We start from the raw sequence: 13,344 nt of genomic DNA on the forward strand, positions 1-13,344 counted from the left end.
TGGCTCACAGACCGGGCAGCCCGACCCTGAACCGGACCGCTATCGATTGCTCAAATCCGTCTCTTGACACCGTTCGCATGCGAAAAGGATAAAAAAGCCCCCTGTTATTGGCAAGTCCGGGAAGGAAGAAATGCAGCGCCCGTTCCTTCTCGCGCTTCTGGCGTGGCTTTCATGTGGCCTGATCGGCCCGGCCGGGGCGGCTGTGCCCGCCCTCCCTCTGGCTACGCTTGCGCAGCGCTGCGCGCCCGATACCGCGCCCCGCACGCTCATGCTGGTGGCAGCACAGGAATCAGCGGGCGTGCCGTGGGCCATTCATGTCAATGGTCCGTACCGCCTGCCACGGCCCCCTGCCAACCTGGCCGAAGCTACCGCCACCGTGCGCTGGCTGGCAGCCCACGGGCATGATTTTGATACGGGGCTGCTGCAGATCAACAGCCGCAACGCTACGCGGCTGGGGCAGGACCCCGCCGCCCTGCTCGAGCCATGCCGCAACCTGCGCGTGGCCAGCCTGATCCTGCATCAATGCTACCGTGCTGCCCTGCCCGGTGCGCCCAGTCCCCAGGCCGCGCTGCGCCATGCGCTGAGCTGCTACAATACCGGCAGCCCCACGCGGGGCCTGCGTAATGGCTATGTTGATGGCCTGCTGGCCCGCGCGGCACAGCCTGCAGCCGCCGCCACGCTGATGATCCCGGCACTTGAGGCCCCGCCTGCACCGCCCGATGGCGCACCATCGCCGCCGCCACCGCAGGAGCCATCCCCCGCAGCCCCGCCCGGCCACGACCCGCAGGGCGATGACGCGCCGGGGCAGGGTGCCTTCAGCCATGCGCCGCGCGATGTGTTCACTCCACAAGCCGCACCCCATGACTAGATATCCGGGCACAGACCTGCAGTGCACAGGCGGCGGCCATGCCCAAAACCACCACGGTAGATGGGCGGCTTGCATGTAATATCAAAACCCTGATCCGCCACCATCGTGGCGGTAGCATGCAACGGAGTATCCCATGTCCGATCTGATCGTTATCGGCTTTGACACCCAGGACGAAGCCACGGCCGCGCTGACCGAATGCAAGAAGCTGGAAAAGGAATACCTGCTTGACCTTGAGGACGCGGTTGTCGTGGTCCGTGGGGCGGATGGCAAGCTGCACCTGCAGCAGAGCATCAACCTTGAAAAGGTCGGTGCTTCCTATGGCCTGTTCTCGGGCGGGTTCTGGGGCGCGCTGGTCGGCCTTCTGTGCCTGAACCCGCTGGCAGGCTTTGTTGCGGGCAGCATCGTGGGTGCTGGCGCCGGGGCCCTTGCGGGCAAAATGTCCGATTACGGCATTGATGACAATTTCATCAAGTCGCTCGGCTCGACCATTCCCGCCAACACGTCTGCCCTGTTCGTGCTGGTGCGCAAGTCGCAGCCCGACAAGGTGCTGGCTGACCTGAGCCAGTTCAAGGGCCACGCCCGCGTGCTCCAGACCTCGCTCTCGCCTGCCAATGAAAGCAAGCTGCGCGAAGCCCTCGGCCAGATGGCTGCGACCGCTCCTGCCGCCTGAACACCTGTCCCCCGCAGGGTCATGGCGCCTGCGGGGGTTAGCGCGATCAGAAAGTTTTTGGTGAAGCTTTTTCAAAAAGCTTCGAAAAAAACGCGGCACCAGAAAACTTCTATCAATTATTTATTTTCAGCTCATTTTGTCCGGTTGCCCTACGCCTTGTTTCACACGCAGCCGTGAACCGCCTGCGCGGCGGGGGATGATAGAGTGGGGGCATGCGCTTCCCCGGTTTTTCCCTCTCCCTGCGCGGCATGGCCGTGGCGGGTGCCATATTCGTCCTTGGCCTTGCCGGTCAATCGGTGCCTGCGGGCGCGCGTGAGACGCTGCACACGGCCTGGACCTCGCAGCGCGTGCTCAATGCCGTGGCCGTGGCGGATAACGGGCGCATGTTCGTCTCGTTTCCGTATTGGGGCGGGGGTGAGGGCGGCCCGAGTGTGGCCGAAGTCGATGCGCAGGGCCTGCCCCATGCCTTTCCCGATGTGCGCTGGAACCATGCGGATGGCACGAAAGGCGACATGCAGCCCTTCGTGCGGGTCAATGCCCTGCGCATCGGGCCGGACGGACTGCTGTGGGTCGTGGATTCGGGCGATGCCAATGTGGGCGGTCCTCCCAACCCCATGGGGGGTGCCCCCGCGCGGCTCCTGGCCTTTGACATCACGACCGGGCAGCCCGTGCACATCATCTCGTTGCGCGCCAGCAGCACGCAGCACAGCTATATCGATGATATCCGCTTTCATGACGACACGATTTTCGTCACCGATGCGGGTGATCCGGCCCTGATCGTAGTCAACCAGCGCACCGGGCAGCAGCGCCGGGTGCTGGCCCATGACCGTTCCACCACCGATGAGCGCCCGATGTATGCCGAGGGCCGGCTGCTGACCACGGGCGGCCACCCCGCCCGCGTGCATGCCGACCAGCTCGAGGTCTCGCCAGATGGGTCGAAGCTCTATTTCCAGCCCAGTTCCGGCCCGCTCTGGGTCGCCCCCACCGCCGCGCTGGAAAACCCGGACCTGCCCGCGCAGGATCTCGCCCGGACCGTGCAGCTGTTCTACAACACGCCCACTACCGGCGGCACGGCCATTGATGGTGATGGCAACCTGTATGTATCGGATGTGAACCGGCTGCGTATCCTGCGCCTGACCCCGCAGGGCAGGGCCACCACGCTGGTGCGCGACAGGCGGCTGGTCTGGGCTGATGCCATGTGGATCGACAGCCACGGCACCTTATGGATTCCCGCAGTCCAGCTCAACCGCACCGCCAGCTTTCAGCCTGATGGAAAATCACGCCTGCGCCTGCCGGTTGCAATCTACACCATGGACCTGCACCTCAAACCGGTGCGCTGAAGCGTGTGATGAAAATAAAAGTTTATGGGTGCCGCCTTTTTTCAAAAAAGGCGGCGTTCTCCTGAAACCTGACTGGTTTTTCAGAGCTGGAGAATGCTCGAGAAGTCAAAATCCTGCCCCGCCGGGTTCTCGCCCAGCCGGATGACGGTGGGCGAGGGCATGCTGTACGGCGGCACGGGCAGGTTGTAAGGCGCAGGCGCGCCGCGGAATACACGGCCTGCAAGGTCGAATTTGGAGCCATGGCACGGGCAGGCATAACCACCGGGCCAACTGGCTTCCCCGCGGCCTTCAGGCAGGGGCTTGTAAGCGGGCACGCAACCCAGATGGGTGCAGATGCCCACCACCACGCCGTAGCGCGGGTCAAGGGAGCGGTGCCAGTTGGTGGCATAGGGCGGCTGCTGGTTGTCGTGCGATGGCCCATCGCGCAGGCGTGCGGTCTGGGCTGCATCCTGCAGCACGGCCAGCGCCTCGGGCGTGCGGTGGGTAATGAAAACCGGCTTGCCCTGCCACGTCACGACAATCTGCTGCCCTGGCGGTAGGGCGGATATGTCCACATCCACCGGCAGGTGGGCGGCGGCGCTGTCACGCGGGGCGAGACTTTGCAGGAAAGGCCACAGACATGCTCCGGCACCCGCAGCAGCCGTGGCGGTGGTGACAAGCCCGAGAAAATTCCGGCGCCCCCCCGGGGCGGGTTGTGTGTCCGACGCGTTTTCCATCATCATGGTTTTACTGCGCTCCCATGCCAAAAGGAAGAGGATACAGCGCGGATGCGTCATGTTGCGCAGGCCGCGTTCAACAGGCAGGAATGTGATGGCAGCCCATCCGTGCGGGATGTCATCCCCGCCGCCCTGCCGGAACCATCATGAAAGGTATTGTCCATGCGTCTGATCCTGGCCCTCCTGCTGCCCTGGCTGCAGTTTTTTACCATCGGGCGGCCCTTTGCGGGCATTTTCTGCCTGATATTGCAGGTAACCGTCATTGGCTGGATTCCCGCTGCCATCTGGTCAGTCTATGCGCTGAGCCAGTACACCACCGACCGCAAGATCGCGGCCATGACACGCTAGCGGGACCGGCATGAAACTCTATATCTACGATCACTGCCCCTTCTGCGTGAAGCCACGCATGATTTTTGGCCTCAAGCACATGCCGGTGACCGATATCGTGCTGCTCAATGATGACGTGGAAACCCCCACCCGCATGATTGGCCGCAAGATGGTGCCGATTTTGGAACAGGACGGCCATTTCATGGGGGAAAGCATGGATATTGTCGCCCATGTCGATGCCATGGATGGCAGGCCCCTGCTGACCGGCCCCACGCGGCCTGAAATCATTGCGTGGATGAAGGAGATGCACGAACCCTACCTGAACCTGACATTGCCGCGCACGGCGGCAACGCCCCTGCCGGAATTCGCCACTACGGCAGCGCGGCTGTATTTCATCCGCAACAAGGAGGAGATGGTCGGCCCGTTTTATCAGCGCCTGGCCGAAAGCCCGGCCCTGATCGCCCGCATCAACGCGGCACTCCCCCGCCTTGCCGAACTGATCCGCAGCCCTGCCGCCGTAAACGGCCAGCTTTCAACCGATGACATCCATCTCTTTCCTTTTCTGCGCAACCTGACACTGGTGGCGGGCATTGTATGGCCCATGCCGGTGCGGGCGTATTGCACGCATATGGCGCAGGCCACCGGCATTCCGCTGCTCGACTCCATGGCGGCCTGAGCGGGGATTGCGGCGCGCGCGCATGGCAGCCCCGTCGTGGCACACAGGCAGGAAACTGTCAGCGTGGCCTGACCGTTTTCCCTGCTGGACACGCCCGGCATCACAGGGAGGGACACCATGCCAGCATTTCATGATACGCCGCTCCTCCCCCCCAGGCGGGGCGGCGGCACGCCGTTCGAGGTCTGGGTCCGCCAGTCGCTGCATGCGCGATTCGACCGGGTTTTTGCCGAAAATCTGCCCCATGAAATTCTGGTTCACTTCGCCCAGCCTGACCAGATGCCCCCTGATCTTGCGGAACATGACGGCGAACCGGGACTGAATGACTGAGTCCGTGACGGGACGGGTCGGTCAGGTGTGGATTTTTTTCACCATAATCCGCCCGAGTCCCCTGCACAGGAAAGTGCGGGCGTAAAGAAGGGTGCAAACAGAATCCTGATTATGGCGGAAAATAGCCATTTATTGTCGCTTTACCGCAACAGGAAACAGGATTCGCAAGATGGAATCTTTCATGCTGCCCTGTGGATAAGTCTGTTGACGCTTGAGGAGATCAGGCACCGGGATGCAGAGTCCTCCTTTTTTCGTGATTTGTTCTGGCGCCCTTTTTCAGCCCGGCAGGCTCAGGGTCACATGCGGCTTGCCGTTGGCCCGCCATTCACGACGCAACTGGGGCAGGGGCGCGCCTTCCATGACCGTGTGGTGGCCGATATGCCACGGGTTGCCATCAAGCCGCAGGGCAACCCAGCCTTCGATGGTGTTACTGGCGGGGGCCAGCCCGACAAGGGTCATGTCCGTCATGGGATCATAGGCGGCAAACTGCTTCTCATGGCCTTCAAAGACCAGCTTCAGCGTGGCGTGGGAGTCGCACATGCGCTTGAGGTCAACGAGCAGGCTGCCGCCATTTTTCGTGCCCCTGTCAAACATCAGGGTACCACCGCCCGCCCGTATGTTCACTGGCAGCATGGTCACGCTCGTGCCCTGGGCATGGGCAATGATGAGTGTGCCTCCATCAAGATTCAGGGCACCAGCGTTCCACCCGTCGAGTTCGGGCAGGGTCATGCTCAGCCATGCGCCGCTATGCGCCACGATGGGGCATTCATTGCCCCTGCTGGCCGAGATGCGGCCTTCCCTGCGGTAATGGTTCATGGTCTGCTGGAGCGAATCGATATCGAAATGACCGGATACAAGGACCATCTGCCCATTTTCGCGGGACACCGCCTGTGCGGAGCCATACCTGTTCCTGCTACCCATGAAATCCTGCCTCCAGATGCGTGCATGTCGCCAGCACGGGAGACATGATTAAAATATTGCCATTTTTGAGATATTGTTGAAGACCAACTGAAAAATACCGTACCCCACTATTGCAAAGGCGGGGGTGATGTCAGGACTTTCATGCCGTCTGGCAAATGGTGAAAATTAGTTTCATATAATAATTAATACATAATATCTGTTATCGTCTGGGAAATCCCTAACACCATATGAAGCGGCTGTCCACTTACAGGGTTATTGGTCCATAATCGGGGCTAGAGTGCTTTCCATGCCGCCAATGCGCGGGCCCGTCCGCCTGCCAGATCCACTACGGGGGTGGGGTAGCGCGTGCCTGCGGGCAGGTCGGTTTTCCATGGCGTGTGGATGGAGCGCCCCGGCAGGTGCGCAAGTTCGGGCACCCAGTGCCGCACATATGTGCCTTCGGGGTCGAATTTCTCTCCCTGCAGCACCGGGTTGAAAATACGGAAATACGGGGCCGCATCCAGCCCGCATCCGGCCACCCACTGCCAGTTGAACGGGTTGCTCGCCGCATCGGCATCCACCAGCGTATCGGCAAACCATCGTTCGCCCACTCGCCAGTCCAGCAGCAGGTGCTTGGTCAGGAAAGACGCCACGATCATGCGCACGCGGTTATGCATGCAGCCTGTATGCCACAATTCCCGCATGCCTGCGTCGATAATAGGGTAGCCGGTGCGCCCGCGCTGCCAGGCCCGCAACCCGGCGGGGTCGGTACGCCAGGGCATGGCGTCGAATTCGGGCCGCAGGCTGCGCGTTGCCATATCGGGAAAGTCGAACAGGGTGGAATGGGCGAAATCACGCCACCCCAGTTCGCTCAGGAAGCGCGCGCTGTCACCGTCGCCCGGCCCACGTTCCTCCACCGCGTGCCAGGCCTGCCGGGGCGAGATATGGCCAAAGCGCAGGCACGGCGACAGGCCCGATGTGGCGGGCCGGGCGGGCAGGTCACGTGCGGTGGCGTAACCGTGCAGGCGCTCTTCTAGGAATGTATCAAGCCGATCAAGGGCCGCTGTCTCGCCGGGTTGCCATGTGGCGCGCAGGCCCGCCGCCCAGTCCGGCGTGGTGGGGCGCAGCGACAGGGCGGCCAGCTTCACGAGCCGACTGGTTACGGCAGGCGGCATAGGGGCGGCTGCCAGGGCGGCATCCAGCCCATGCGGCACGGGTAGCGGCGGCAGTGGCGCCCCCATGGCCTGCACCGCCCGCCACCATGGCGTGAAAACGCGAAAGGAGCCGCCCTGCTTCGTGCGCACCTGCCATGGCTCATGCAGCATGTTGCCGGGGTGGCTCTGTGCTGTCAGGCCCCCGGCTTTCAGCGCGGTCTTGATCGCGGCATCACGCGTGCGGGCAGGCCCTGCGTAACGGCGGTTCCATTCCACGCCACGCGCGCCCAGAGTCTGCGCAAGCCACAAAAGGCTTTCCTGTTCCGGTCCGGCCATGAGGCATAACTGCCCACCCCGTGCGCGCAGGTCGGCATCAAGGGCCTCAAGCGCGCCATGCAGCCACCATTTTTCAGCCCCGCCCAGCTTCAGCGCGGGGTCATGGATATGCACGCATATTACCGGCCCCGCCGCCACCGCGGCAGACAGGGCCGGGTTATCGGCCAGCCGCAGATCATCACGAAACCACATGATGGTGGGAGCATAATCAGGCATGACGACCCTGTTCCAGAAATACAGGCTGTTTGTGTGGGGTACAAATGGCAGGCCGTCAAATGGCTACCCCATCGCCGCCGCTTTCCCTGTTTCAGCGATCGTTTGGAAATAAATCATTGATAAGAAGGAAAAGCCTTCCGGTATCGCCTTTGTTCAAAAAGGCGATGTCTTTCGAAGCGTTTTAAAAAAAGCATCACCAGAAAACTCTTTTCGGGTGCGAACCGATATGTTTTCAGCGCGGGGCAGGCGTCGCGGGCGGCGGGGACTGTGCGGGCGTGCCTGTGGGCTTGGGTGGGTCATCATCTTCAAACATGGCCCGGCATTTGGGCGAGAGCTGGTCGAGCTTGCTTTCCAGGCATTCCGTCATCAGCTTTTCGTTCGGAATGTCGAGAAAACAGAGCCTGAACACATCGCCCTTGCATGCACTGGCCTGATCGCCGCGCTCGGCCGCATGGGCGGCCGGCGTAGCGCAGGCAACACCTGTGGCAACACAGACTAGCGCAAGCAGCCCATGCGGAGTGAAGCGCCGGGCATCGGGCAGGCGTCGCATTGCGTTTTCTCCTTTGTGTTTCAAGGTTGCGTGGTCTTGCCGCATCACAGCGCATTGCAGTTTGCTACAACTGTCAACCCTTTTTGTCATAACAGGACCAGCAAGAGCGCGATCCAAAAGTTCCCTGAAAAATACACGGCAGTCTTCATAAATCCGTGATGGCACGAATGTCGCCCTGCCTTCGTTGGCCTGTCATAACCACAACGTCAGACCACAAAGGAGCATACACCATGGCTACCACCCGTACTGACCAGATCGGACAGGCCGCAGGTAAGGTTGCTGATGTGCTGACCGGTGCCCGTACCGATACATCGGGCCTGATGAGCGCGGTCATTGCCTATATGGGCAATGCCAACAGCCCCGGCCGCAAGGACCTGCATGCCCGCGCCCGCAAGGCCGGGCTGGAAGATCAGGTTACCCGCTGGGAAAACCACCCCACCAACACATCGGTTGATGAGAATGTGGTGACAACCCTGATCCCTGACCCCGTCATTGGACGATTCTCGGATGAAACAGGGCTGTCACGCACTGCCACCATCAAGGGGCTGAGCGACCTGCTGCCCCACCTTGCGCGACTGGATGGCTGATATACGCCGCCTGCCTGCAAACGGGCATGTTTTCCTGTTTGCAGGCGGGAGCAGGGGCTTATGATCCCCTTTATCAGATACCCCATGGCAGGCAGGACGATTTCATGAACAATGCCCATTCCCCCGCACCGGCTCACACTCCCGGCGTTGTGATCGTAACGGGGGGCAGCCGGGGCATTGGCCATGCCATCAGCACCCTGCTTGCGCGTGAGGGGCATGCGGTGGCCATCAATTACGCCACCAACGCCGCCCCGGCCGAGGCGCTGGCACAAGCCATTACCGAACAGGGCGGCCGGGCGATGGCTATCAAGGCCGATCTCTCCCAACCTGACGAGATCCGCGCCCTGTTCACGCGCGCGCATGAACTCGGGCCACTATGGGGGCTGGTCAACAACGCGGGCGTGACCGGCACCAAGGTGCGGGTGGAAGAACAGACTGCCGAGACGCTCGATGCGCTGTTCAATATCAATGTCCGCGCCACCATGCTCGCGGCGGGCGAGGCGGTGCGCCGCATGTCCACCCGCCATGGCGGCAGGGGGGGCGTGATCGTGAACCTGTCTTCCGTTGCGGCACGGCTGGGCGGATTGCCGGGACTTGTGCCCTATGCCGCCACCAAGGCGGCGGTCGAGACATTTACGCGTGGCCTGGCCAATGAGGTCGCGCGCGAGGGCATTCGCGTCAATGCGGTGGCACCCGGCCTGACCGCGACCGACATGGTGCCCCCCGAGACCGCGAAACTGGCCGAAACCGTGGTGCCCATGGGCCGCGTGGGCCATGTGGACGAGATTGCGCAGGCGGTGGCGTTCCTGCTTTCGCCCGCGTCATCCTACATGACGGGCAGCGTCATGACGGTATCGGGCGGGCGGTGAAAACATGAAGGCATCGCATTTATTGAAACGCCTGCAGCATCTTCTGGCGCACTACAGGCCCACAATCCGCTGATTATTTCGCCAGCCACAAGCTGTACCGTGGCATCTATCAGTGGATGACTGATTGCGGGTTTTTGGTGAGTGCAAGGGAAAATTTTCATATAAATCAGGCTCAGGACTCATTCTTTGAGATAGAAGATGAAGCTTGCGGCGAAGTGGATGGCAGACATAAATGTATGAGCGCAGTGCGCGTATCTGGTCGCAATACGTCGCCAGTCTTTCAGCTTTGCGAACATGTTTTCGATAAGGTGACGCTTTTTATAAAAGTGCCAGTTGTAAGGTAGTTTTGATTTTCTATTCTTCTTCAGTGGAATGCAGGCAGTGATGTTCCACCCTGTGAGAGGGCGTCTGATCCGGTTGCTGTCATAGCCCCGGTCACCGATCACTTTTTCTGTCCCGTCGGGAAGGTCTGCAAGCAGTATATCAGCCTCTCTGAAGTCGCTGATCTGTCCTGTAGTCAGATGCAGGCGGACAGGCCGCCCCTGGCCCTCTGACAGCAAAAACACGTTCATCCTCCCGATGGCCTGTAAATCATGGAACATAGCTCTTCGACCGCGACGGGAGCCGTGAATACCTCACGGTCGCCGAGCAGGCGCCGCGCGAGGCCCGTACGCTGTGCATGACCCTGGCCTGGTTGGGCTGCCGTCCTCAGGCATAGGAGACCGATGACGTGGAGGGTTCGAAAAACCCCTTGGCTCTGAATTGGTGGCTGTGATTCCATACCTTGTGTGATGATTGGGGGGATGGCTCATGAAGCAGCCGGGTTTCTTTGATGTTGACGAGCGGCTTGCCCGGTTAAGCGGGCTTGGCGATCAGTTGGAGGCATTTTCCCGGACTGTGGATTTTGAGGCGTTCCGCCCTGATCTGGAGAAGGCTCTGGCCTATTCAGACAGGAGCAAAGGCGGCCGTCCCCCGTTCGATCCGGTGCTGATGTTCAAGATCCTGGTCATCCAGACGCTGAACAATCTCTCCGACGAGCGAACGGAATATCTGATCAACGACCGCCTGTCCTTCATGCGTTTCCTCGGTCTGGGACTGTCGGACCGGGTGCCCGATGCCAAAACGGTCTGGCTGTTTCGCGAGCGTCTGACCGAGGCAGGCGCCATCCAGAAGCTGTTCGAGCGCTTTGACGCCACCCTGCGTAACGCTGGGTATCTGCCGATGTCCGGCCAGATCCTGGATGCCACGCTGGTGGCAGCGCCAAAGCAGCGCAATACCAAAGGGGAGAAAGCGGATCTCCGGGCGGGACGTATTCCAGAAGACTGGCAGGACAAGCCCGCAAAGATGTCGCACAAGGATCGTCATGCACGATGGACACTTAAGTTCACGAAGGCGAAGCGGCAGGACGATGGAACCATACCGTCGAGCGATCTCGCCATCCCGTTCTTTGGCTACAAATCCCACATCTCCATCGACCGGAAGTTTCGGTTCATCCGAAAATGGAAGACGACGGATGCCGCCGCCAGTGATGGTGCGCGATTGAGAGAGGGGCTGTTAGATAAAACCAATACGGCCTCAAGCGTTTGGGCTGATACAGCTTATCGCTCGAAAGCGAATGAGGACTTCATGGACAAAGAGGGTTTTGTCTCAAAGGTTCACAGAAAAAAGCCGCATCTCAAGCCTATGCCCCGACATATCCAGAAATCGAATGCTGGAAAGTCCGTGATCCGATCACGCGTCGAGCACGTCTTTGCCGACCAGAAATCACAGACGGGATTGTTCATCCGAACTGTCGGTATCACCCGGGCCACCATGAGGATCGGGCTGGCCAATATCGTCTACAACATGCGCCGCTTCCTCTTCCTCGAAAGGTTGAACGCGAGCGCGTAGTCATCCAGCGGGAGGGCAGTCCCCGATCTGCTCAAAACGCAGATCAAAAGCTACCCCAAAAACCGTAAATCAAATCGCCAAAACCCTGAAATCACGAGCCAGGCGCATCAACCAACGGTTCTTCGATCCCTCCACGTGCTTGCAGGGAAATTTGCGTGAGGGACAGGTGCATTTATTGCCCATATCTCACGCAGGTCGGCCGTTACCCGGTAAGGCCGCGCGCCGGAATCTGCGCGTTCGCTTCATATCAGCGTCGCATCCGCACTCGAGCCAAGGGCCGACCATTTGGCAGGTCTGGCCAGGCCCACGCCCGCGCGCAGGGAGGCCTGGTCAGCCACAAGCCGTTCGATGATCTCAGGATCAATCATGATGATGCATTGCCCTTTTTCTTGATGAAAAAAGCATAAAAATCAATGGTGAAAGTTCAATGGCCCGGTATAGATATGATACTCATATATCCTTAAAAGAAAATATGACATTCATGTACAGATAATGTATTTTATAATAGGATTTATTATCCGTCCATATGTGAATTATTCATAGAACATAGACTCAGGAAGATCATGACGTTCCTGTTTTAACTGGGCATAATGACCGGAACACACTGTCAGCTCCGATATGCCGGACAAAACATCTGTGATCCGGGAGGGGGTAATGCGGCTTGTCCCTAAACTCAAAACAACCAGACTGGATAGGAAAACCATAACGAATTGATAATTTATTATAAATTAATTACAATTAAAAGATAATTTGTATTTAATTTTCATCATATATGAAAGTAATATTCCTGAAATAGGCGCCAATATCACTTATGTCTTTCTTCCTTCTCTATTCAAATACTTCATGCGCTGTGCGGAAGGTGCTGGCCGGAGCCGCAGTCGGCATGTTTATCACAACATCCGTTGCCTGCGCCCATGCTGCCGTGCCATCCGCCAGCATGCCCCTCTCCTCCGCGCCTGATGGGCATGCAACTGCCTTTGCCCTGTCTGAACGTGAGATGCTGAACAATGTCGCCTCCGCTCGTTACATGGCGGGGCTGGGCTACCAATTATTTCGCGGTCTTGCCAGCCATGACCATGCCCGCATCCGCGCCGCCATCCGTGCCATGAACCGTGAGACCGCGTGGCTTGGGGCGCAGCCACGCCCGAACATGACGGCCGCGCTCACCCCTGCGGAGCGCGAGATCATGTTGCGTGGCGCAATGCAGATGAAACAGGGACATACTGCCGCCGCGATCGCCATTTTCAATCAAGAGCTCGAGCGCTTTCCTGATTCCAACGTCGCGACCGTCCTGTTGATCAAGGCTTATGCCACCCCCGGCCCGGCGCAGGATCTGGACCGGTCGGCCGCGTTAGGCTGGCATCTTGCCAGCGTCTCTCCCCGATCGGGCGTAATGTGGAGCGCCATTTTGTGGGGCATGAACACCCCTGACAATATCGGCAATGCGCTGGGTGCTTACGCGGTCATGATGTACTATATGCCAGCAGCCCAGCGTACCGAAATCGGAACCTCCATGGAACTGGGCAGGAATCTTTCATATACCCCAGTGGACCTGTTGCTGCCCGACATGCCGGTCTTTGAAGCGCCCCGGCGTGAGGAAGCGCCCACAGATGATCCCGCCATGGCTTTCACGCTGGCAAAGGCCCGTGGCCCCGCTCTTGCCGCACCGGCCGGACTGGAACAGCAGGAGGCCGCACTCACGCTGGAATATGACATTGATGCCGCGGGCATTCCCCGCAATGCCCGTGTCAGCCGCCTATCGGGTAATGCGCGTTTCCGCCTGCAGGCGCTGGACTGGCTGGGGCAGCAGACTTTTCCTCTGCTGGTGGGCGACCCCACCCATCATGACCATCAGCGCGCCGAACTTTATTTTGCACCCCGCACGGCCATGGTGCTGCCCGTACTGTAATATTCGGCC

At 60.1% G+C, this 13,344-nt stretch carries 17 protein-coding genes; 10 read left to right on the forward strand and 7 right to left on the reverse strand.

Annotation, left to right across the window (positions count from 1 at the left end):
* Positions 1-130: 130 nt before the first annotated feature.
* From FMA36_RS06540 to FMA36_RS06550, 3 genes are all read left to right on the forward strand, one after another.
* A complete protein-coding gene (locus FMA36_RS06540; protein WP_159261677.1) occupies positions 131-868 on the forward strand; it encodes a lytic transglycosylase domain-containing protein in 738 nt (245 codons plus the stop codon).
* 133 nt (positions 869-1,001) lie between these two features.
* Complete coding sequence (locus FMA36_RS06545; RefSeq protein WP_159261678.1) at positions 1,002-1,538, forward strand: DUF1269 domain-containing protein; 537 nt, start codon at positions 1,002-1,004, stop codon at positions 1,536-1,538.
* A gap of 248 nt (positions 1,539-1,786) precedes the next feature.
* Positions 1,787-2,878, forward strand: coding sequence for an L-dopachrome tautomerase-related protein (locus FMA36_RS06550; protein WP_159263689.1), 1,092 nt, complete (start codon positions 1,787-1,789; stop codon positions 2,876-2,878).
* 80 nt (positions 2,879-2,958) lie between these two features.
* Here the strand turns inward: FMA36_RS06550 and petA are convergent, their stop codons facing one another.
* Positions 2,959-3,594: a ubiquinol-cytochrome c reductase iron-sulfur subunit gene (gene petA / locus FMA36_RS06555; RefSeq protein ID WP_159263690.1), complete on the reverse strand. Its 636-nt coding sequence runs from the start codon at positions 3,592-3,594 to the stop codon at positions 2,959-2,961.
* Between the two features lie 162 nt (positions 3,595-3,756).
* Between petA and FMA36_RS06560 the strand changes: the two genes are divergently transcribed.
* From FMA36_RS06560 to FMA36_RS06570, 3 genes are all read left to right on the forward strand, one after another.
* Positions 3,757-3,942, forward strand: coding sequence for a YqaE/Pmp3 family membrane protein (locus FMA36_RS06560; protein WP_159261679.1), 186 nt, complete (start codon positions 3,757-3,759; stop codon positions 3,940-3,942).
* Between the two features lie 10 nt (positions 3,943-3,952).
* Entirely contained in the window at positions 3,953-4,597 is a 645-nt protein-coding gene (gene grxB / locus FMA36_RS06565) for a glutaredoxin 2 (RefSeq protein ID WP_159261680.1), read from the forward strand.
* A 117-nt stretch (positions 4,598-4,714) separates the two neighbouring features.
* Positions 4,715-4,924 carry a hypothetical protein gene (locus FMA36_RS06570; protein WP_159261681.1) on the forward strand — a complete coding sequence of 70 codons (210 nt, stop codon included), beginning with the start codon at positions 4,715-4,717 and terminating at the stop codon, positions 4,922-4,924.
* Positions 4,925-5,200: 276 nt separating this feature from the next.
* On the opposite strand, the gene FMA36_RS06575 is transcribed toward FMA36_RS06570, so the two are convergent.
* The 3 genes from FMA36_RS06575 to FMA36_RS06585 form a co-directional block, all read right to left on the reverse strand.
* A complete protein-coding gene (locus FMA36_RS06575; RefSeq protein WP_159261682.1) occupies positions 5,201-5,845 on the reverse strand; it encodes a hypothetical protein in 645 nt (214 codons plus the stop codon).
* Between the two features lie 272 nt (positions 5,846-6,117).
* Positions 6,118-7,530, reverse strand: a complete 1,413-nt coding sequence (locus FMA36_RS06580; RefSeq protein WP_159261683.1) for a cryptochrome/photolyase family protein — start codon at positions 7,528-7,530, stop codon at positions 6,118-6,120.
* Positions 7,531-7,762: 232 nt separating this feature from the next.
* On the reverse strand, positions 7,763-8,080 hold the full coding sequence (locus FMA36_RS06585) for a hypothetical protein (RefSeq protein ID WP_240906498.1): 318 nt from the start codon (positions 8,078-8,080) through the stop codon (positions 7,763-7,765).
* 167 nt (positions 8,081-8,247) lie between these two features.
* On the opposite strand from FMA36_RS06585, the gene FMA36_RS06590 reads away from it, so the two are divergent.
* Positions 8,248-8,667, forward strand: coding sequence for a YidB family protein (locus FMA36_RS06590; RefSeq protein ID WP_475704531.1), 420 nt, complete (start codon positions 8,248-8,250; stop codon positions 8,665-8,667).
* A gap of 104 nt (positions 8,668-8,771) precedes the next feature.
* Positions 8,772-9,536 (forward strand): SDR family NAD(P)-dependent oxidoreductase, encoded by a 765-nt coding sequence (locus FMA36_RS06595; RefSeq protein ID WP_159261685.1) that lies wholly within the window; start codon positions 8,772-8,774, stop codon positions 9,534-9,536.
* A gap of 179 nt (positions 9,537-9,715) precedes the next feature.
* Here the strand turns inward: FMA36_RS06595 and FMA36_RS06600 are convergent, their stop codons facing one another.
* Positions 9,716-10,102, reverse strand: coding sequence for an IS5 family transposase (locus FMA36_RS06600; protein ID WP_206065207.1), 387 nt, complete (start codon positions 10,100-10,102; stop codon positions 9,716-9,718).
* Positions 10,103-10,346: 244 nt separating this feature from the next.
* On the opposite strand from FMA36_RS06600, the gene FMA36_RS06610 reads away from it, so the two are divergent.
* Positions 10,347-11,426 (forward strand): IS5 family transposase, encoded by a 1,080-nt coding sequence (locus tag FMA36_RS06610; RefSeq protein ID WP_010516652.1) that lies wholly within the window; start codon positions 10,347-10,349, stop codon positions 11,424-11,426.
* Positions 11,427-11,495: 69 nt separating this feature from the next.
* On the opposite strand, the gene FMA36_RS19880 is transcribed toward FMA36_RS06610, so the two are convergent.
* Both FMA36_RS19880 and FMA36_RS19695 read right to left on the reverse strand, forming a co-directional pair.
* Positions 11,496-11,609: an SWIM zinc finger family protein gene (locus FMA36_RS19880; protein WP_206065209.1), complete on the reverse strand. Its 114-nt coding sequence runs from the start codon at positions 11,607-11,609 to the stop codon at positions 11,496-11,498.
* A gap of 59 nt (positions 11,610-11,668) precedes the next feature.
* The gene (locus FMA36_RS19695) at positions 11,669-11,794 is read right to left on the reverse strand and encodes a hypothetical protein (RefSeq protein ID WP_276612606.1); all 126 of its coding nucleotides are present in this window, start codon (positions 11,792-11,794) and stop codon (positions 11,669-11,671) included.
* 515 nt (positions 11,795-12,309) lie between these two features.
* Between FMA36_RS19695 and FMA36_RS06620 the strand changes: the two genes are divergently transcribed.
* Positions 12,310-13,335: a hypothetical protein gene (locus FMA36_RS06620; RefSeq protein ID WP_159261686.1), complete on the forward strand. Its 1,026-nt coding sequence runs from the start codon at positions 12,310-12,312 to the stop codon at positions 13,333-13,335.
* Positions 13,336-13,344 lie beyond the last annotated feature (9 nt).

Origin of the sequence: Komagataeibacter xylinus, from assembly GCF_009834365.1 — a bacterium.
Taxonomy (GTDB): Bacteria; Pseudomonadota; Alphaproteobacteria; order Acetobacterales; family Acetobacteraceae; genus Komagataeibacter; species Komagataeibacter xylinus_D.